Consider the following 20,512-nt stretch of genomic DNA (forward strand, 5'->3'; position numbering starts at 1 on the left):
TTACCTATCAACCCTTGATGTTCTTCAGATCAATGCGCACCACACTTTCACGCTTGCTGGCCTTGTACTGCGGGGTAGCAGGCGCCTTAACGGTTACGTACAACTGGCTGTCCGGACCCAGTTCCAGGCTGTTGGGGTTATCAGGCAAGTTGTACTGCGCCTTGACCGCATAGCTGGCGCCATCCAACACGGATACCTTGCCTTGCTCACGATGCGTCAAGTACAACTCATCACGATCGGCGTTGTACAAGATATCCATCGCGTCGCCCACCGGCAGTGTCTGCAGCAATTTGCCGTCTCGGGCATCCAGCACATACACGGTTTTCTGGTCCTTGGTCTCTGTCACATAGAGACGATTGCGGCTGGAGTCCAGCGCAAAATTCAAGAGCAAGGCGGGTTTGACGCCCGCCGGTTTCCAGCGCTGTTCAATCTGATTGGTTTGGGTATTCACCACCATCACCTCACCATCACCATTGGCGGCATACAGACGATGCGAGGCCGAATCCACCAAGAGCCCCGTGACCCATTTGCCAGCGTTTTCAATGGTGTCAATCAGCTCCAGAGTGCGATCATCCAACACCCAGATCACGGCAGGCGCGCCTACGGCTCCCACATAGATACGACCTTGCTGAGGATCGTGACGAATCGTGCGCGGACCCATTTTGGTGTCATCAAAACTCTTATTGTTGAAGTGGACGCGCTCTATGTTTCCGTCCTCCTTTAGCCCTACTTTGGAGACGGCAGCAGCCAGACTATTGGTCACGTACAACGTATCGCCCGAGGCGTTCCTTGCCAGGCCGAAATTGCTCTGGTCGGTATACATGGTCCCCTTCACATCCAGAGTGATGGGGTCCAGCTTATAGATCACGCCGCCACGAACCGACGGCGCCCGCTCTGCCGAGGCCACATACAAGGAATTATCAAAGGGGCTGTAAACCGCTTGATAAATCCCGTAGGCCAGATCCTTGCGCAAGGCTCCTTCTGCCGTAATCGAGGTTTTTTGTGCCAGCTCCGGCGTCAAGGGCAGCGAGACAGCCTCTGACGGCTGGGCGTGAGCAAGCGATCCGGCACTGAGCAAAGCGGCAGACAAGACAGACAAAGCAAGACAACGTGTGAACATGGGCATATCCTGTTTTCGAAATAGAAGTGATTATCATTTCTATTATTGCATTAAGCACCTCTATGCTCAAAACCGGGATATCCCTGCTCCGTAAGGGGAAACACGCGGGACTAAATCAGCCGCTTCCCTCCCCCCCCGCTTGACTGCCCTCGCTACAATATCGACTCAGCCGCCTTCTGGGCGGCCTTGTTGTTGAATTCCCTGACCTGTAACTGTGCTATGACTTCTGCTGCCGATCTGTCCGCCCACACGCCCATGATGCGTCAATACCTTCAGCTCAAAGCGGAGGCCGGCTCGCATCTGCTGTTCTATCGGATGGGGGACTTCTATGAGATGTTCTACGCCGATGCCGAGCGCGGCGCGCGCCTGCTAAACCTGACACTGACCAAGCGCGGGTCCTCCAACGGCGAGCCCATCCCGATGGCAGGTGTGCCTTTTCATGCCATGGAAGGGTATCTGGCGCGTTTAGTCGCTTTGGGCGAATCCGTCGCCATCTGTGAGCAAGTCGGTGACCCGGCTACCAGCAAAGGACCGGTCGAGCGCAAGATCATGCGCGTAGTCACCCCCGGCACGCTGACCGATGATGCCTTGCTGCCTCCCAAGGCAGATCGCCTGATCGCCGCATGCACGCTCATCAAAGTACAACGCCAGGAAATGGTCGGACTGGCCTGGATGAACCTGGCCAGTGGCGAGTTTCTGGTCAGCCAGTGCGAGCCGGACATGCTGGACACGGAACTGAACCGTATCGGCCCCGTCGAGCTGGTCTACCCCGAATCGCTGCGCCCTGCCCCGGAACTGCCGCAAGCCAGTTGCCACACCTTGCCGGACTGGCACTTTGCGCAAGACGGTTCACGCGAAACCCTGCTGGACCATTTCGATCTGGACTCTTTGGCCAGCTTTGGTCTGGACGATCTGCCTGCGGCTACGGCAGCAGCCGGAGCCTTGCTGCGTTATGTCGGCAGCACGCAATCCCAATCCCTGGTTCACATCACGGCTATCCGTGTTCAGCATAGTTCGGACTTTCTGGTGCTGGATGCGGTCACGCGCAAGAATCTGGAAATTACCGAAACCATTAGCGGTGAAACCAGCCCGACGCTGTTCTCTACGCTGGATCATTGCCAGACCCCCATGGGCAGCCGTTTGCTGCGTCGCTGGCTGCACCATCCCTTGCGTCTGAACCACGCCGTCCAGCAACGTCAGGATGTGGTGTCCCTATTTTTCCAAACCCAGCAAAGCGCCAGCCTGAATGCAGGCGATCCTTTGGGTGTGCTGCGCCATGCCCTGCGTCGTTTTCCAGACCTGGAGCGTATTGCCACGCGTATTTCCTTACGCAGCGTGCGTCCACGGGAACTGGCCAGTTTGCGCGATGCGCTGGCAACGCTACCCGAGCTGCGTCAGGAACTAGAACACAACTTTGCTCAATCTGAACATTTGTATGGGCATTTGTTAAACCTGGCGCTGGACCCAGAGCTGGCCTCTTTGCTGCAGGCCGCTATCGCCTCCGAGCCTGCCTTGCTCGTACGAGATGGGGGTGTCATTGCCGATGGCTACGATGCCGACCTGGACGAATTGCGCAGCTTGGCCAGCGACAGCGGCGATGTGTTGGTCAAGATCGAAGCCCGGGAGCGCGAGCGTACCGGCATCGCCACCCTACGCGTCGAATACAACCGTGTGCATGGTTTCTTTATTGAGGTCAGCCGGGGTCAGGCCGACAAAGTCCCCGACGATTACCGCCGCCGCCAGACACTAAAAAATGCCGAACGCTTCATCACACCTGAGCTAAAAGAATGGGAGGACAAAGTCCTGTCCGCCAAGGACCGCAGCCTGAGCCGCGAGAAGTTCCTGTTCGATCAATTGCTGGACAAGCTGCAAAGCTACGCGGGTCCCTTGGCCCTGTGCTCCAGCGCCCTGGCGGAACTGGATACCCTGTCCTCACTGGCGCTGCATGCACTGGACAATAACTGGGTCGCCCCCGAACTAAGCGAGCAAGCTGGCATCTGGATCGAAGCGGGTCGTCATCCCGTGGTGGAACACAGTATCGAGCGTTTCACACCCAACCATTGTGAGATGCATGCACAACGCCGCATGTTGCTGATTACCGGCCCGAATATGGGTGGTAAGTCCACCTATATGCGACAGGTTGCCTTGATTGCCTTATTGGCCCGCATCGGCAGCTTTGTGCCGGCCAACACAGCCCGCATTGGTCAGATCGATCGCATCTTTACCCGTATCGGCGCGGCTGATGACCTGGCCGGTGGCCGCTCCACCTTCATGATGGAAATGACCGAAGCAGCCGCGATTCTGGCCGGCGCCACCCCCTACAGCCTGGTGCTGATGGATGAGATTGGGCGCGGGACATCCACCTACGATGGTCTGGCCCTGGCCTGGTCCATCGCGCATCGCCTGCTCAGCCACAATCAGGCATTGACCTTATTTGCCACGCACTACTTTGAAATCACGCGTTTGCCCAACGAATTGCCTGCGGCTGCCAATGTGCATCTGGCCGCCGCAGAATCGGCTTCGGGCATTGTGTTCCTGCACGAAGTTCAGGAAGGTCCGGCCAGTCGCAGTTACGGGATTCAGGTTGCGCAACGTGCCGGTATCCCCTCTGCAGTCATCCGTCAGGCCAGCCGTGAACTAAGCCGTCTGGAAGCACAAAATGATCCTAGTGCACAACTGGATCTGTTCAATGCAGGTAGTGCGCCTGAAGCCACGGCGACAGAGTCTGACCCGACCACAGAACAGGCACTGGAACTGCTGGATCAGTTCAAGCAACTGGATGTGGATGACTTGAGCGCACGCGATGCCCTGGATCTGCTGTATCGCTGGAAAAAAGAGATGAAATCCGCTGGGTAGACAAAGCCTAGGGAGCCTGGGCGGCTCCCTTTTCAGGCCGTTCTTTCAGCCTGCTCTCTGGATGCCAATCTGACGACCTTTGCTTGCTCTGTGTCATTGACACCAAAGACCCCACGGCATCAGCAAAGGTTTAGCCAGTCTACCTACCAGGCCCCTAGGGAGAAACCTGAGCATCGGCGTACCTGTCTAGATTGCCTGATTGCCTGATTGCCTGATTGCCTGATTGCCAATCATCCCTGTCCAAACGCGGACACAGCATTTTGTCCCTATTTTTCTGCTTTCTTTGCGCCATACACGTCTTATCAGCTGACTGCGCCCAAGCCGTGACAGGCCGGATCAGTTAAGCTACGGGCTAATTTAATTCTTGTTCGGGCAGTCCATGACTATCGATCAGCCATTGACCCTTTTGGGCGGCATCAGCGCGCATGAGTTCATGCAAACCTACTGGCAACGCAAACCGTTATTGATACGCGGCGCCATCCCTAATTTCAAGCACTCGCTGAGCATAGACAATATCCGCGAGCTGGTAACGCGCGAAGAAGTCGAGTCGCGCCTGATCATCCATGACGGCGACGACTGGGAAATGGAAACCGGGCCGTTTGACGAGCTGCCGCCCGCCTCGCAGCCCAACTGGACCGCCCTGGCACAAAGCGTAGATCTGCACGACGACAATACCGCTGCCCTGATGCGTCAGTTCCGCTTCATTGGCGATGCCCGTCTGGACGACGCCATGATCAGTATTGCCTCTGACGGTGGTGGCGTAGGCCCGCACTTCGACAGCTACGACGTGTTCTTGCTGCAAGCCCACGGCAAGCGTCACTGGCGCATCAGCCAGCAAAAAGACTTGAGTCTGGTGCCTGATCTGCCCTTGAAGATTTTGCGCAATTTTCAGGTAGAGGAAGAGTTCACCCTGGAACCCGGCGATATGCTGTATCTGCCCCCGCACGTAGCACATGACGGGATTGCGATTGGCGACTGCATGACGATTTCCATCGGCTTTCGCTCGCCCACCCAGGCAACGCTGGCTCGGGGTTTGATGGATGCCGCCTCAGATCAACTGGCCGCCGCCAGTGGTGAAGGCTTTGGTCTGTATGCCGACCCGCCAATACCCATGCCCGAGTCCATGCAACAGCGCTACACCGACCCGGACGCACAGGCCAGCACCACACCTGCCGCCTTGCCGGAAAACCTGATTCAAAAGTCGCTGGATGCCTTGAATGCCATTCGTTTTGATGAGGCACTAGCCTCTCGCTTCCTGGGTGTCTGGTTGACCGAATTGCCCAGCAATAGCTGGTTCGACATTGCCGAAGATCCGGTTGATTTACACGACCCCGAGCTGCCCGAAGGCCGCTTGGCGCTGGACCGCTGCTCGCGCATGATGTACCGGGGCGATGAGCTGTATATCAACGGTGAAGTGGCCCCCTGCCCGGCCAGCCCGGCGCTGAAATTGTTGGCTGACCAGCGTCAGCTCTCAATCCCCGGCGAGCATTTTGAAGCCCTGGATGAAGACGAACGTGAAATGCTCAATGCCTGGCTGGACGACGGCTGGCTGCAATTCAAGGAAAACTGAGCACCGAGCCACTAACTCTGGCGAGTTCAGCAAAAAAGCGAGGCAGCCTGCAAGCTGCCCCGCTTTCTTATTTCTAGCCCGCCAAGAATCAAAAGTCCGATATATTTGTTGGTTGAGGTTGCGGTTGCGGTTGCGGTTGCGGCAGCATTATTCACGCCGTGCAGCAATAAAAAGTACTATCATGAAAAACGCGATTCACAAGACGAGCAACTCGTCATAAAGCCAGCATTAGTGGCTTTACAGCCCAGCTTCAATCCAGCTCGGGCCACTCTCAAAAATCACGTAGCCACCCCACTCAATATAGTCAGGCGCCTACTTAATTCAAAAGTGGTCTGCCCTACACCAGAAAAGCGTCCTATCAGACCAGTCCATTTAGTCGCTATAACTAGTGCTCGTTTGTCATCTCTCCTTTTGGAAAGCGCAGAGCACTATGTCTACCTCTCGATCATCCTCATCCTATTTAGTCAGCGATCTGATCCCGCCTATCGTGGCCGGCCTCATATCGGTCATCGTTAACTACGGTGGCACCTTTATTCTGGTTTTCCAGGCCGCCAAGGTCGCCGGGCTCAGCCCCGAGCTGACCGCGTCCTGGGTCTGGTCGATCTCGATTGGCGTCGGCGTTACCGGCCTGCTCTTGAGCTGGGTCTCGCGCGAGCCCATCATCACCGCCTGGTCGACCCCGGCCGCCGCCTTCCTGGTAACCGCGCTGGCCACCACGCCGTATGAAGAAGCCATCGGCGCCTACTTGATCTCGGCAGCAGCCTTCGTCGCCCTGGGGCTGTCCTCCTACTTCGAGCGCCTGATCCGCCTGATTCCCAACGGCATCGCCGCCGGCCTGCTGGCCGGGATTCTGCTGCAATTTGGCATTGGGGCATTTGGCAGCATGACACTGGACCCTAAACTGGCAGGCTTGCTGATCCTGGCCTACCTGATCATCAAACGCTTTTCCGCACGCTATGCTGTGGTGGGCATTCTGATCCTGGGCCTGAGCTTTTTGCTGTTGGAGCATCGCGTCGACCTCAGTGGCCTGAAACTGGAACTGGCCGCGCCGGTGTTCACCATGCCGGTGTTTACGCTCAATGCCTTGCTGAGCGTGGCCTTGCCTTTGTTTCTGATTACGCTAACTGGCCAATACATGCCAGGCATGCTGGTCCTGCGTAACGACGGTTTTCGTACCAGCGCCAACCCGATTGTGTGGGTAACCGGTCTGGGCTCGCTGATCATGGCTCCTTTTGGCTCTCACGCCATGAATGTAGCGGCCATTACCGCTGCCATTTGCACCGGGCCAGAAGCGCACCAGGATCCCTCCAAACGCTGGGTTGCCGGAATTGCAGCCGGCGTGTTCTACATTCTTGTCGGTGTTTTTGGCCTGACGCTGGCCGCCGTGTTCATGGCCTTCCCCGCAACCTTCATCACCACCCTGGCGGGCTTGGCGCTACTGGGAACCATTGGTGGCAGCCTGGCCGGCGCCATGGCGGACGTCAAATCGCGTGAAGCAGCGTTAATCACCTTCCTGGCCTCAGCCGCCAACATCACACTATTTGGCATCGGCGGGGCCTTCTGGGGACTGGTGATCGGTCTGTTGGCATACTTTATTTTGAATGGGAAGTTGCCGCAGCGTAAAACCGAAAAACTGAGTACTGATGGACTGCCAGCAGCATCTGATGCCCGGTGATTAGTTGGAATAAATAGCAGACTAGGGCGGTAGTCCTAGCCTGCCATTGCTGCAGGGCCGCTACCAGCACTGGCCTTGCCACTGGATAGGCAATGGCCTACGACAAAAAGCTAGCTGGGCATCCGAAATTTAAACCTTTTCAGCGGCCTCTATCGCAGCAAACCTTATCTGCGCACGATACAAACCCAGAAGCTTTTCTCAACTGCTTACGACGCGCCACACTTAACGCCTAGCAAAAAGCACAGCCCATACTTTCTCTGAACTGCCTACTCGGCAGCAAACTCTTTGTCCCGCTTGTCGCGTCACGGGCAAACTTTCTAAGCTGCCTACTCGGCAGCAAACTAGAGCGTTCATCCCTGAATGCTAATCAGGCTCTATCTTATGGCTTTTTTTGCGACTAAAACCCTTTTTTCACACCACCCCATAAGCATCTGATTTTAAACAAAATTTTAAATCATAGGAAAAAAGGGTTTCTGCAAAGAAAAGACCATCACCTCGAATTCGCTCATCAATTTTATTGTAAAAAACAGTCACACAAAAACAGCTAACAGTAGTCATAAACGGCAAATAACTCATTAATTAGCTCAAAACACCCTGAAAGAATTAATAGAAACAATCTCCTGACTGCCTCTTTCCGGCTCAGGTGCTAGCCTGCGCTGGCTTTGATCTTCAGGAAACAGTGTCATGTTTGGCGATTTCAATCTTGCGTCTCCCTATCCGGCTTATGCCCGCCTTCGCCAGGGGCCACCTTTGGTGTGGGATGCGGATTTCTGTGGTGGGGCGTGGCTGGTCCACAGGCACGGCGATGTCCAAGCCGCCCTGCGGCATCCCGATTTAAGTGTGCGGCGTGTTGGTGGGTGGGTATCTCAAGCAGGTGCTCATCCCTCCCCGCGTCTGCAAACCTTCAAGGGCTTGATGGCCAGGACACTGGTGTTTCTGGATCGTCCCCGTCACACCCGTGTCCGGCGAGTGGTGAATGCCGCCTTTAGCGCAAAGGCCTTGGACACCCTACACGGCACCATTGAAAAGCGCGTTGCGCAAATCCACCTGGGCTTGGAAAACAAACTACAGCACGGCTCTGCCGATCTGGTGGATGAAGTCTGCCGTCCGCTCCCCGCCTTGGTCATGATGGATGTACTCGGTTTGCAGCAGCTACCCTTATCTGTTTTTCAGGCCTGGTCAGAGCAACTGGCGCGTTTTATTGGACAAGCGACACCAGATCAGCCCTTGTTGATGGACACGCAGGACGCCTTGTTGGATATGGCCGACTTTCTGGGGAACAGCGCCAACCTACAAGAAGGTGGCTTGGCTTGGCGGCTTTTGCATGACAAGCAACTCTCTCTTCAAGGCAGGCGCGAACGTTTGGCGCAGTCCTGTATGTTGCTCTTTGCCGGCTATGAAACCTCCCGGCATCTGCTCAGCTCCTTGTTTCAAACTCTGCTGGACGACTGCACAAAGCAGCAAGACTTGCTATCGAATCCCCAGAAGATTCCTGCCGCGATCAAAGAGGTGCTGCGCCACGACAGCCCGATTCAATACACAGCCAGACGTTTGATGCAGGACCAGCACTGGCACGGTCAGCATTTACGCAAGGGACAATTGCTGCTGTTGCTTTTGGGCGCTGCCAACCGGGACCCGGAGATTTTTGCCCATCCCGACGAGCTGGATTTCAATCGCAACAATCAGGCCGAGCTCTCCATGGGCCACGGAATTCATCATTGCCTGGGTGCTGGTTTGGTGCAGTTGGAAGCCAGGCTGACGCTTGAGCAGTTCCTGCCTTTATTACCTCGCCTTCAATTAGGCCAAGGTGAACGCATTCAGCTTCCCGCCTATCGGGGCTGGAACCGCTTGTCGGTTCAATACCGGGCCTTGCTGTCATGAGTGCTTTTCTCTCTCACCTGGATCAACAACTGAAGGCGTTGAAAGCCAAGAAGCTGTGGCGACAAAGAGCCATCAGCCGTCCCTTGCCAAACGCGCATATCGAACGCAATGGCCAGGTCTTGCTGAATTTCGCCGGCAATGACTATCTGGGGCTGAGTCAGCACCCAGCGCTCAAGCAGCTACAAGCACAGGACGTCGCCGGAGCCACCGCATCTCCGCTGATTTGTGGGCATCATGCACAGGCTCAGGCACTGGAGCAGGATCTGGCAGACTGGAGTGGCTTTGAGGCCAGCCGTCTTTTTGTCAGTGGTTATCAGGCCAGCTTGGGTGTCATTCCCGCGCTAGTCGGCACTGGCGACACGATCTTCTGTGACAGGCTGAACCACGCCAGCCTGATTGATGCCAGCCGTCTATCCGGCGCCCGTTTACACGTCTATCCCCATAGGGATATGGCACGCCTGGATGACTTACTCAGCCGCCCTACGACAGGGTTCAAGCTGGTGATCTCGGACAGCCTGTTCAGCATGGACGGAACGATTGCCCCGCTTGATGAACTGATCGCCTTATGCGAACGCCACGATGCTTTGTTGTATCTGGACGATGCGCATGGCCTGGGGGTATTGGGTGAAAACGGACGCGGCGCGCCGGAACATTTTCAGCTCAAGGCCACGCAACGTCAGCGCCTGATTTATCTGGGGACTTTTGGCAAGGCAGCCGGTCAAGGCGGCGCGTTTATCGCCTGCTCCCATAGCCTGGCGGACTGGCTCACTCAATCGGCTCGCAGCTATGTGTACAGCACCGGGCTGGCCCCAGCTCATTGCGCATCCTTGCTGGCCTGTCTGCAACTAATCAAACAAGCTCAAGCACAGCGGACCTTGCTGACAGAACACATCCAAACGCTGCAAACCCTGAGCCGGAATCTGCCCTGGCGCTTGGCTCCGTCCAAGACGCCGGTACAAAGCCTGCTGATTGGCGAGGTCGAACCCACCTTGCAGCTATCCGAAACGCTCCTTCAAAAAGGTATTTGGGCACCGGCCATACGACCGCCCACCGTTCCCCGCCATCAAGCCCGATTACGCATTTCCCTGTCTGCCGCGCACCGGCATCAAGACATTGAACAACTGGTCCAGGCACTACATGAAGCCGCCCACTCTTTACGGTGATTTGCCATGAACTCAAACTCCCTCCCTCCTTTGGCCCAACGCAGCTTGCAAGCGGTCTGGCATCCTTGCACTCAAATGCAGCACCATGATCGGGGCGTGCCGCTACTGGCCATCAAACGCGCCCAAGGTGCCTGGCTGTATGATGCTCACGGCAACGCCTACCTGGACGCCATCAGCTCCTGGTGGGTAAACCTGTTCGGGCATAGCCACCCGCATCTGGTGCAGGCAATTAGCGATCAGGTACAGCAGTTAGACCACATCATGCTCTGCGGCCTGACCCACGAGCCGGTCGTGCAACTGTCCGAGCGCTTGGCCGCCTTGAGCGATCATCGCTTAGGCCATGCTTTTTATGCCAGCGATGGCGCTTCCGCCGTGGAAATTGCCCTCAAGCTAAGCGTGCATTACTGGCGCAACCAGGGGCAGGAGCACAAGCACCGTTTCGTAGGCATCGCACAGGGCTACCACGGCGAGACGCTGGGTGCGCTAGCCGTGACCGATGTGCCCTTGTTCCGAGAAAACTACGGCTCACAGCTAGGCCAGCAGTACACCGCAGCCAGCCCCGATCTGCGGCAGGCCAAGAGCCCGGACGAACACAGCCAGATCACCGAAAACGCCCTGCAGTCTTTGGAACAGATTCTGAATAGCCATCAGGATATTGCCGCTGTGATTTTGGAACCCCTGGTGCAATGTGCGGCTGGCATGTGCATGCACTCACCCGACTATCTGCGCGGTGTGCGCGAGCTATGCGACCGCTATCAGGTGCATTTGATTCTGGACGAAATTGCTGTGGGTTGCGGGCGTACCGGCACCTTCTTTGCCTGTGAGCAAGCAGGTATCTGGCCAGATCTGCTGTGCTTGTCCAAGGGAATTACCGGCGGGACATTGCCTTTGTCCGTGGTGCTATCCAGCCCCACGATTTATCAAGGTTTTTATGACCAGGACTTGCGTCGGGGCTTTCTGCATTCCCACTCCTACACCGGCAACCCCTTGGCCTGCCGCGCAGCGCTGGCCACCTTGGAGCTGTTTCAGCAATACCCTGTCTACGAGCTGCAAAAAACGCTGGGACAAGCACTTGATGACGGCTTGCACAAACTGAATCGGCAATATCCCAAGATGCAGCATCTGCGCCGCTGCGGAGTGATCTGGGCCTTTGATCTGGACACGGGCCCAGCCCGGTACGATCACCAGGGCTTCGCACGACGCTTTTACCACTCTGCCCTGCAACAGGGGCTGATGCTGCGCCCTATCGGCAATACGGTATATCTGATGCCCGGCTATCTATGGGGTACGAAAGAAATCGAACATGTATTGACTGGCTTAGGTCGCCTGCTAAAGGAATACGCATGAGGGCCTGCTTTGTGACGGGCACCGATACGGAGATTGGCAAAACGCTGGTCAGCTCGGCGTTGCTCCACGTGCTGAACCAAAGCGGCGCAAGCACGCTAGGCATCAAACCCATTGCATCGGGAGCGGAAGAAATAAATGGCCGTCTACACAACGAGGATGTGAATGCCCTGGCGCGGCACTCCAGCCTGAACGCTGCCCCGGAAACGCTGACACCGTACCTGTTTAAACCGGCTGCGGCCCCTCATATTCTGGCTGAGCAAGCAGGCATCGAATTGGAACCGACTCTGATTCAAAAGACGGTTCAAGCAGCGGTGAAATCAGCGGACTATGTCGTCGTCGAAGGGGTGGGTGGCTTCATGCTGCCCTTGGGCCAAGGTCGGACAGGCGTCGATCTGGCGCAGGCTTTGCAGCTACCAGTGGTCTTGGTTGTTGGTTTACGTTTGGGGGCCTTGAATCATGCTTTGCTGACGGCTCAAGCCATACGCGCCAGTGGTTTGCCCCTGCTGGGCTGGGTCGCCAACCACATCGCCCCGGAGATGAGTTATACCAAGGAGAACCTGCAAACGCTGCATGACTATCTGCCCGGCCCTTGTCTGGGTGTCATTCCAAGACTGAATGCCACCACACTGGATGATCGTATCCAGCAAGCGGCGCACTATCTACGTTCACCCTGGGAAGATAAAGACTAAGCGCTTTTTATGGAGCTTAAAGAAAGTAGCTGCCGACGCTACCTAGAAACGCCACGCCCAGCAGCAGACACACCGCGCCGCCCAAGGCAAAACGCAAGGCGGGGTTGGCAGACCAGACGTCCACGCAGCGATTTAGCACGCGTTGACGCCATGTTCCCTGCCCTGCTGCGGCTTGCCGGGATGTTGCACGCAAATTGGTCAGTTGCTCCTGGCTGATTCCATCCATCGCTTCCCACTCCAGCTTCCAACGCAAGAAAGCAGCCTGGTGCTGGGGATCAATGGACAGCCAGGCACGGAACGCGGACTGGCTGCGGGCATCGTTCCGGTGTTTGGGATCATGATGTTTAAGCAGCCAGCTCAAGGCCTGCTCATCAATGTGCTGCATGTGCTCGTCCTTAGACATACGAACCAGCCGGACGCGGCACGACCCCATCCACCCGATTGGCCTGTGCCGGATTGTGACGGCACGCCAGCATAGCCATGCGGATATAGTGCTCAACCACTCGGGGGCTAGTGCCCATGCGAGTCGCAATTTCTTTGTAGTTCAGCCCCTCGAAGCGATGCAGCACAAAAGCTTCGCGACGACGACGAGGCAAGGCCTCGATCATCGCCAACACACGAGCCCCCGGTTCTGAAGGAGCATGAACAGAGGCTTGTGAGCCACGCAGCATGCGCAGGCAAAAACGTAAACCGTTACGGTAAAACGATTTCAGCATGGGCCACTCCCTAAAACACACTAAATGATAATAGTTCCTATTATCTTTACTGTTTTGGAGAAAGTCCAGCCCTGCTCGATAAAGATTTACTCTGCTCAGAAAATAAAAGGTGCTCTCTCTCAAACCCCTGCCAGAAAAAGGCCTTGCGCCACTTTCAGGGGCAACAGCAATACAGACACTACCAACAAAGCCCAGCGTAGCCTGAAAAAAGTACTGCGTCCTTTCAGGAAAAGGCCGTCAAGTGCCTCTTCTTCTGTAAAGGGAAAACAAGCGCTAATCACCTTGACCTCATAGTATTCCTTGCCCCTGTTAGCTCTTCTTCGATAAGAGAAAAAGAGCAAGGTCACGCAGTACGGGGCAAAGACATAAAAAAAGCCCTGGCACGAAACCAGGGCTTTTTCCAGGCGACCCGCAGGCCAGCTTACAACAATCAGCTACCGGGGCGCAGATTGGTGGACAGCACATTAATAATGCGCTTGGCTGTCGCCGTCGTCTGTTCCTGGCCTTGCTGATCCAGCACCGTTACGCGAGTGCCTGCACCTTGGGCACTGAGCTTGATGCGGAACGGAGTGGCTTCGGCGGTGTTGCGGCTGCCGAAGAGGCGACCAATAATGTTTTGCTGTTCGATCTTCTCGCCGGTATCCGAATCCAGATAGCGGATAAAGAATTCACCAGCGGAACGGTCACGATCCTCAACCGAGAAGCCGGCGGAGTCGATGGCAACGCCAACACGACGCCATGCACGATCAAAGGACTCGTTCAGCATCAATTCGGCCTGATCGCCCTTGTCTGAGGTCTGGACTTGAACGCCAGCAGGATCCTTGGTGGCATTGGCCACTTGTTCACGTGCGGTTTCAATATCCGAGCCCAAAAACACCATCATGCGAGCCAGCATGGCGGCATTCAGACCGGGATCTTCTTTGGCAAACACCCACTTAAAGGCGGTGCCGTCTGCCGTCGGTGTCTCTTCCATATGCTGGTGAGACACATAGATTTCGGTCTTGTTGCCGACACGCTCAAAGCGGGTGCGGAAGCGGTCACGTTCGCCGCTGTCAAAGACCTGGTCGATGATGGAACCCAAGGCGCTGCGAATCCAGCTTTCTGGAATCTTGGCACGGTTTTCAGCCCAATCGGTCTGGATCAAACCAGCACGAGGATCTTGAGACTGAATGGTAAAACCATGATCACCCCAGAATTCGATAATACGGGGGAACAGGTCTTCCACGGGCCGGTCTACAACCAGCCAACGCAGATCACCGTCACGCATCACCTTGATGGCGTCGGACTGAGGCAGGATATCATCTGCCCCGCCTTTGAGTTGCTGCGCATTCTGGCCTTGCGAGTAGACCGAATAAGACGTGACACCTTCTGGCGCACGGTAATGTGCGTCGCGGTTAGCCTGGGTCAGATCCGGCGGAATGCTCAATGGATCGCCTGCAACCGTACTCTTGTAATTCACCGACTCGCCCTGACCCATTATCTGGTCCATTGTCGAGCAGCCCGACAGTACCAATAGGCTCAAAGACAGCCCTATCAGGCTTTTATTAACTGGCTTAGCAATCATGGAAGAAGATCCGCAAGTTTCAAGGATTGACGCAGCAATTCGTGATGCTGTGCACTTAACGGCGTCAATGGTAAACGATATCCCAGCTGAGTAAGGCCCATTTCTGCAACGGCCCATTTCACGGGAATGGGGTTAGCCTCAATAAACAGGTTCTTATTCAAACCTGCCAGATAGGCATTCAAACGGCGTACCGTCGGTACGTCCATATCCAGAGCAGCCTGACACAACTGGCTCATCAGGCGTGGGGCCACGTTGGCCGTCACGGAAATATTGCCTTTGGCGCCCAATAAGATATACGCAGCAGCGGTAGGATCATCACCGCTGACCACAATAAAGTCTTCCGGCGCATCGCGCAGCAGCAAGCCACCACGAGCCAAGTCGCCCGTTGCGTCCTTGATACCGATGATGTTGGGGATTTGAGCCAGACGCAGCACGGTATCGTTCTGCAAATCGGCGACCGTGCGGCCTGGCACGTTGTACAAAAACTGGGGCAGGCTCACCGCTTCGGCAATAGCGCGAAAGTGCTGGTACATGCCTTCCTGGGTGGGACGGTTGTAGTAAGGCACCACCGACAAGCCGGCATCTGCACCCACTTGCTGGGCGTGACGCGACAGCTCAATGGCCTCGCGGGTGGAGTTGCCACCCACACCAGCAATCACCGGAACACGACCGGCGGCGTGCTCAACGGCAATCTTGATCAGTTCAGCGTGTTCATCAACCGACACCGTAGGCGATTCGCCCGAGGTCCCAACAACCACCAGCACACGCGTTCCTTCCTGAATGTGCCAGTCGATCAGCTTTCGGTAAGCGGCAAAATCCAGACCCCCATTGGGATCCATGGGTGTAACAAGGGCAACCATACTGCCCTGAAAATTGGAAATAGCAGAGTCCGAACTTGCCATGATGAGATGAATCTCCGGGTTTAAGGCCCTATAGCCCAAAAAAAATATGACTCACAAGTTTAACGGATAAGCCGTTAAATCATAAGAACCATTTCAATATGCCTTCACCCAGTGCAATCAAAGGACTCATCAGGGTCCAGAGCACACCGGTAAACATCAGCAAGATCAGAATGATCATGCCATAAGGCTCGATACGAGAATAATGATAGGCCCAACGATTAGGCAATAGACTAAATACAATGCGCCCACCGTCCAAAGGCGGCAAAGGCAGCAGATTCAGTGCCATCAACACCAGGTTGACCTGTACGCCAGCCACTGCCATCCCCATCCAGAAGCGGCTGTCACCCTGCCCCAGCTTGACCATCAAATGGGCATAAAGGACCCACAAAATAGCCATCAGCATATTGGAGGCCGGGCCGGCCAAGGCAACCCAGAGCATGTCGCGTTTGGGATTGCGCAAACGTCCCCAATCCACTGGCACAGGTTTGGCCCAGCCAAACAAAATGCCCCCCATGCCCATCATGGCGCTGGAGAGCAACAGAACCGCAGGCACCACAATGGTGCCGATAGGGTCAATGTGGCGCAGTGGGTTCAGGCTGATACGACCGGCCAGCATCGCCGTGGGGTCGCCAAACATACGCGCGACGTAGCCATGGGCGGCTTCATGTAGCGTAATGCCGAAAATGACAGGCAAAGCATAGACCGTCAAGGTCTGTATAAAAGAGTCCATGGTGATCCTTGGGTCCGGGCCGTGGGACTATCCACTCACAAAGGATAAGCCACCTACACGCGGCCCGTCTGATTGGGACAGCGAGTGCTGCCCCAAGGTTCAGAATTGAAACACGGATACGCACTTGGACGCGAGTTTTGTGTCAGTCAGGGATCAAGACAGGCCCAGCGTAGACGGATCACCCGACCCGCGACGCAACACTTCGGGCGTTGGGCCCGTCAAATCAATGACAGTAGTGGCCTGCAAGGGGCACGGTCCACCATCGACAACCGCCGCCAGTTGATGCGCATAACGGTCCAGAATTTCCTGGGCATCGTTCAAGGGCTCGTCTTCACCGTCGGGAATCAGGGTGGTGGAGATCAGGGGGCTGCCCACTTGCTCCATCAAGGCCAGGGCCACTTTCTGGTCGGGCACCCGAATACCAATGGTTTTTCGCGAAGGATGCGACACGCGGCGCGGCACTTCCTTGGTAGCTTCCAGAATAAAGGTCCACGGACCGGGAGTGGCCATTTTCAGCAGGCGATACTGCGGGTTGTCCACTTTGGCAAAGTGGCTGATCTCGGCCAGATCACGACACAGCAAGGTCAGATGATGACGGTCATCCAAGCCACGCAAACGACGCAGGTTGTCAGCGGCCGACTTGTCGTCCAGACGAGCGACAACGGCATAACTGGAATCGGTAGGAATGGCGAGCAGCCCTCCTTTAGCCAATAATTCGGCTGCTTGAGCCAATGCGCGGGGTTGGGGGTTTTCGGGATGAACGACGAATAATTGAGACATTTCGCGCTTCCTTGCTATTACGAGGGGAAATCATTAAACCTGAGCCACACCGTGACCGGCAAGACCGGAGCAGGACTCAGGGTCGGCGTATTCGTGCATGAGTGTTGCATTATTTAAAAAAAGCATGCTAGAATACATTTTTTACTTCACAGCCCACCCTAAAGTAGGCCTGAAGCAAAAAGCAGTAAACAGTGGTGACCGTAGCTCAGTTGGTAGAGTCCCGGATTGTGATTCCGGTTGTCGTGGGTTCGAGCCCCATCGGTCACCCCAAAAAATTTACCGCTTCCAGCGTTTTGCGTATCTCCTTAAAAGAAGCCAAAGCCAGGAACTGAAAAAAACATACTTGAAAGCCCGCCACGTAGCGGGCTTTTTTGCGTTTGTTCATCGTAGCAAGTTTGGCGCCTTCGCACACCCCCACACACGTTCGGGCAGGACAATAAACTGTGTTTGAATGTGAAACCCTTGCCTGCCTTGACTTGCACCCGCCGCCCCGCCCTTCAAATTAGCAGGTCCGCTCGTCAACCGTGTCGCCCTCCATCAAACGCCTAGCGTTTCGGCCCGCGTCGTCTGTAATAGAAACTGGCACAAAACCACACTTTCTTATACTCTAATCTGTCCCATTTCCTGGAAGTTTGCTGATGACACTCGGTTTCCCCTGCTGGGATCAGGCACCCGCCCATTGGGATTGGCTGGCACAAGATGAAGACGGCCAATGGTTTTGGTATGGCGTCCAACCGTCGCCCGGCATAGGAGGTGGCGTCTGGCGTTCCCCCTCGCGTCTACAGCAATTTGCTGCCCGAGGTGAGCCGAACCCTTCCTGGATGCACAGTCTTTACCAACGTCCTGACCTACCCGACCGTAGCAATTGACCCCATGCAAGAGCATCTGATCCATTTGCGCTCCCTGCTGCACGATTACTGGCCGCATCTGGCTCTGGCGCTCAGCGTGATACTGGGCGCATCGGCAGCCATTCACGCCGCCATGACCAAGAACGATGTGCGCGCAGCCATCAGTTGGGTGGGCGTCATCATCATGTCTCCGCTGCTGGGGCCATTTCTGTATTTAATTGCGGGAATCAACCGCGTACGCAGACAAAGCCGCCTGGAACAAAGTGCGGACGTATTCTATGAGCAGGTCACTTACCTGCATCCCCCCGTCTCGGACATTGGCGCCCTGGTCGGCGCACCGTTTCGCTCTTTGCAGATTCTGGGCGATCGCGTCAGCCGCAGCCAATTACGCAACGGCAATAATGTACGCGTCCTGGTCGGTGGAGATCAGACCTATCCCGCCATGCTGCAGGCCATTGAGCAGGCTCACAGCACCATTGCCTTGCAAAGCTATATCTTCGATAGCGACCGCCTGGGGCGCGAGTTCGTCAGTGCTCTGTCACGAGCCCATCAACGTGGCGTGCAGATTCGAGTGCTGGTCGATGCCATTGGAGCGAAATACTCGCGCACGCCGATTGTGCGATTGCTGCGCCGCGAAGGCATACGGTGCGCTCTGTTCATGACCAACCCGCTGGGTTTTTTACGCATGCCCTACGCCAATCTTCGCAGTCACCGCAAGCTACTGATTGTGGATGGCACAGTAGGCTTTACCGGCGGCATGAATTTGCGTGAGTCCTTTATGGCGCAGTACAGCGAGGGCAAACCGTCCCAGGACACACACTTTCGCCTGGAGGGCCCGGCTGTCATGCAGTTGCTGGCCTCTTTCCGGCACGACTGGCAGTTCACCACGCGCGAGGACCTGTCCCCCGCCTATTGGCATGCCAGCTCCACGCCCGCGCCTCGGCCCCATGTGCCCGCCCGTTGCATTGCCTCTGGACCTGACCGCTTCATGGCCAGCACCCACCATATGCTGCAAGGTGCGTTTGCCATTGCCCAGCGCCATATCCGTATTCAATCGCCCTACTTTCTGCCCGACCAGATCCTGTTGGGGGCCTTGAATACCGCCGCCCGCCGTGGCGTTCAGGTCGATATCGTCATCCCCGGACAAAACAATCTGCGTCTGGTCAATTACGCCATGACAGCCCAACTGGATCAGGTTCTACGCGCCGGCTGCCGGGTCTGGCGCGCGCGCGGCCCCTTCAACCACTCCAAGCTCATGACCATTGACGGCGCCTGGTCCTATATTGGTTCATCCAATCTGGACCCGCGCAGCTTGCGTTTGAACTTCGAGCTGGACGTGGAAATTTACAGCCGCGATACGGCCCGCCAAATCCAGAACCTGATTGATCTGGAGATTGAAGAGGCCGAAGCCGTCAGCCTGGAGTCCTTAAGTTCGATTGGTTTTGGTAAACGCTTGCGTAACCGCCTGATCTGGCTGGCCAGCCCCTATCTATAGGGTGTGCGTCGATGACACGACAGCAAGCCTAAGGAAAGCCCTTGGCTTGCACAATCTTTCAATCCGCTTGCGCACCCACCCCGTATAATCAAGCGCTTAAACGGTCAACACAGACAGGCGTGCCGTTCCCATACAGCCATGAGCGCCTTTAAAAAAACAATGTCCGAGCTTTCTTATTCCGACCTGGCCCAATGGGCCGCCCACCACCTTGAACACCGCCCACCCCGTGCCAAGTCCCTGGTCATGACCTTGTTTGGGGACGTGATTCGCCCTCATGGCGGCAAACTCTGGCTGGGAAGCCTGATTCAGTTGCTGGCCCCCTTCGGGATCAGCGACCGGCTGGTGCGCACCAGCGTATACCGGCTGGCCGAAGAAGGTTGGCTAAGCGCACAACGCGAGGGCCGACGCAGTCAATACACTTTGCGTCCCGAAGCCAGCCAACGCTTCGAGCATGCCTATCAACGCATCTACACCCCCACTTACCTAGCCTGGGATGGTCAATGGACACTGATCTTCAGCATGCCCACCCTGATGATGAATTCCAAACAACGCGCCGACCTGCGCAAGGAACTGCTGTGGGAAGGGTTTTGCGCCCTGTCACCCACCGCTTTCCTGCACCCGAACCCGGATCACACCATTCTGGATTACATCCTGCAGGCTACCCAGGCTCAGTCACTGGTTTATGTCGCTAAGCTGGAGCCCTCCCAACTTCCCCAAACCCGTCCCCTGTCTCAACTGATTCAGGACAGTTGGGATCTGGCCCAGGTAGCCAGCGGCTACGGGCAGTTCATCCGGCGTTTTGCGCCTGCCCTGGCCATGCTGGAGGCAGGACAGGATTACAACGACGAGCTGGCCTTTGTGATTCGCACCCTGTTGATTCACGAGTTTCGCCGTATTCAGTTGCATGACCCCCAACTGCCCATTGAGCTATTGCCAGCGGGCTGGGCCGGCAAACAGGCCTATGAGCTGTGTCGGGACGTGTATCGCCTGGTGTGCGCCAAGGCCGAGCGCTATATTCTGTCCACCTTGCGGGCCGAAGACGAGCAGGCACCTGAAGCAGCAGCCTACTTTTATGAACGCTTTGACGGTCTGCCGGTTCCATCCGAGAGCCAAGCCTAAGCCCGACGCCTGAGCTTGCGGACTGACGCAGGGACTGACGCAGGGACTGACGCAGGG

Annotated in this window: 17 protein-coding genes and 1 tRNA gene; 11 read left to right on the plus strand and 7 right to left on the minus strand. The window is 56.2% G+C overall.

Translation table 11 applies throughout. The features are described from left to right. Window positions 1-7 precede the first annotated feature (7 nt). Entirely contained in the window at window positions 8-1,120 is a 1,113-nt protein-coding gene (locus tag CA948_RS10460) for a YncE family protein (protein ID WP_108727968.1), read from the minus strand. Window positions 1,121-1,339: 219 nt separating this feature from the next. Between CA948_RS10460 and mutS the strand changes: the two genes are divergently transcribed. From mutS to bioD, 7 genes are all read left to right on the plus strand, one after another. After that, a complete protein-coding gene (gene mutS / locus CA948_RS10465; RefSeq protein WP_108727969.1) occupies window positions 1,340-3,976 on the plus strand; it encodes a DNA mismatch repair protein MutS in 2,637 nt (878 codons plus the stop codon). Between the two features lie 379 nt (window positions 3,977-4,355). Continuing rightward, window positions 4,356-5,546 (plus strand): JmjC domain-containing protein, encoded by a 1,191-nt coding sequence (locus CA948_RS10470; protein WP_108727970.1) that lies wholly within the window; start codon window positions 4,356-4,358, stop codon window positions 5,544-5,546. Between the two features lie 430 nt (window positions 5,547-5,976). Then, window positions 5,977-7,221, plus strand: coding sequence for a benzoate/H(+) symporter BenE family transporter (locus tag CA948_RS10475; protein WP_108727971.1), 1,245 nt, complete (start codon window positions 5,977-5,979; stop codon window positions 7,219-7,221). 684 nt (window positions 7,222-7,905) lie between these two features. Beyond that, a complete protein-coding gene (locus tag CA948_RS10480; protein ID WP_108727972.1) occupies window positions 7,906-9,102 on the plus strand; it encodes a cytochrome P450 in 1,197 nt (398 codons plus the stop codon). Continuing rightward, on the plus strand, window positions 9,099-10,265 hold the full coding sequence (gene bioF, locus CA948_RS10485; RefSeq protein WP_108727973.1) for an 8-amino-7-oxononanoate synthase: 1,167 nt from the start codon (window positions 9,099-9,101) through the stop codon (window positions 10,263-10,265). The genes CA948_RS10480 and bioF overlap by 4 nt, the downstream gene beginning before the upstream one ends. Before the next feature lie 6 nt (window positions 10,266-10,271). Beyond that, complete coding sequence (bioA, locus tag CA948_RS10490; RefSeq protein WP_108727974.1) at window positions 10,272-11,612, plus strand: adenosylmethionine--8-amino-7-oxononanoate transaminase; 1,341 nt, start codon at window positions 10,272-10,274, stop codon at window positions 11,610-11,612. Further along, entirely contained in the window at window positions 11,609-12,301 is a 693-nt protein-coding gene (bioD, locus tag CA948_RS10495) for a dethiobiotin synthase (RefSeq protein WP_108727975.1), read from the plus strand. The genes bioA and bioD overlap by 4 nt, the downstream gene beginning before the upstream one ends. A 16-nt stretch (window positions 12,302-12,317) precedes the next feature. Here the strand turns inward: bioD and CA948_RS10500 are convergent, their stop codons facing one another. The 6 genes from CA948_RS10500 to CA948_RS10525 form a co-directional block, all read right to left on the minus strand. After that, on the minus strand, window positions 12,318-12,686 hold the full coding sequence (locus CA948_RS10500) for a FecR/PupR family sigma factor regulator (RefSeq protein WP_159086133.1): 369 nt from the start codon (window positions 12,684-12,686) through the stop codon (window positions 12,318-12,320). Between the two features lie 10 nt (window positions 12,687-12,696). Further along, entirely contained in the window at window positions 12,697-13,017 is a 321-nt protein-coding gene (locus tag CA948_RS10505) for a sigma factor-like helix-turn-helix DNA-binding protein (protein WP_108727977.1), read from the minus strand. A 430-nt stretch (window positions 13,018-13,447) separates the two neighbouring features. Further along, entirely contained in the window at window positions 13,448-14,581 is a 1,134-nt protein-coding gene (bamC, locus tag CA948_RS10510) for an outer membrane protein assembly factor BamC (protein ID WP_094195863.1), read from the minus strand. Then, complete coding sequence (dapA, locus tag CA948_RS10515) at window positions 14,578-15,483, minus strand: 4-hydroxy-tetrahydrodipicolinate synthase (protein ID WP_108727978.1); 906 nt, start codon at window positions 15,481-15,483, stop codon at window positions 14,578-14,580. Before dapA ends, bamC begins: the two co-directional genes overlap by 4 nt. 79 nt (window positions 15,484-15,562) lie before the next feature. After that, window positions 15,563-16,213 carry a site-2 protease family protein gene (locus tag CA948_RS10520; RefSeq protein WP_094195861.1) on the minus strand — a complete coding sequence of 217 codons (651 nt, stop codon included), beginning with the start codon at window positions 16,211-16,213 and terminating at the stop codon, window positions 15,563-15,565. A 153-nt stretch (window positions 16,214-16,366) separates the two neighbouring features. Next, on the minus strand, window positions 16,367-16,993 hold the full coding sequence (locus CA948_RS10525) for an L-threonylcarbamoyladenylate synthase (RefSeq protein ID WP_094195860.1): 627 nt from the start codon (window positions 16,991-16,993) through the stop codon (window positions 16,367-16,369). 194 nt (window positions 16,994-17,187) lie between these two features. On the opposite strand from CA948_RS10525, the gene CA948_RS10530 reads away from it, so the two are divergent. The 4 genes from CA948_RS10530 to paaX all read left to right on the plus strand — a co-directional run bounded on the left by CA948_RS10530 (window position 17,188) and on the right by paaX (window position 20,455). Then, window positions 17,188-17,263 (plus strand) — tRNA-His (locus CA948_RS10530). A 368-nt stretch (window positions 17,264-17,631) separates the two neighbouring features. Then, a complete protein-coding gene (locus CA948_RS10535) occupies window positions 17,632-17,862 on the plus strand; it encodes a hypothetical protein (protein WP_094195859.1) in 231 nt (76 codons plus the stop codon). A 4-nt stretch (window positions 17,863-17,866) separates the two neighbouring features. After that, complete coding sequence (locus CA948_RS10540) at window positions 17,867-19,336, plus strand: phospholipase D-like domain-containing protein (RefSeq protein ID WP_094195858.1); 1,470 nt, start codon at window positions 17,867-17,869, stop codon at window positions 19,334-19,336. Window positions 19,337-19,495: 159 nt separating this feature from the next. Continuing rightward, window positions 19,496-20,455: a phenylacetic acid degradation operon negative regulatory protein PaaX gene (gene paaX, locus CA948_RS10545; RefSeq protein WP_094198276.1), complete on the plus strand. Its 960-nt coding sequence runs from the start codon at window positions 19,496-19,498 to the stop codon at window positions 20,453-20,455. Window positions 20,456-20,512 lie beyond the last annotated feature (57 nt).

Origin of the sequence: Alcaligenes aquatilis, from assembly GCF_003076515.1 — a bacterium.
GTDB lineage: Bacteria > Pseudomonadota > Gammaproteobacteria > Burkholderiales > Burkholderiaceae_B > Alcaligenes > Alcaligenes aquatilis.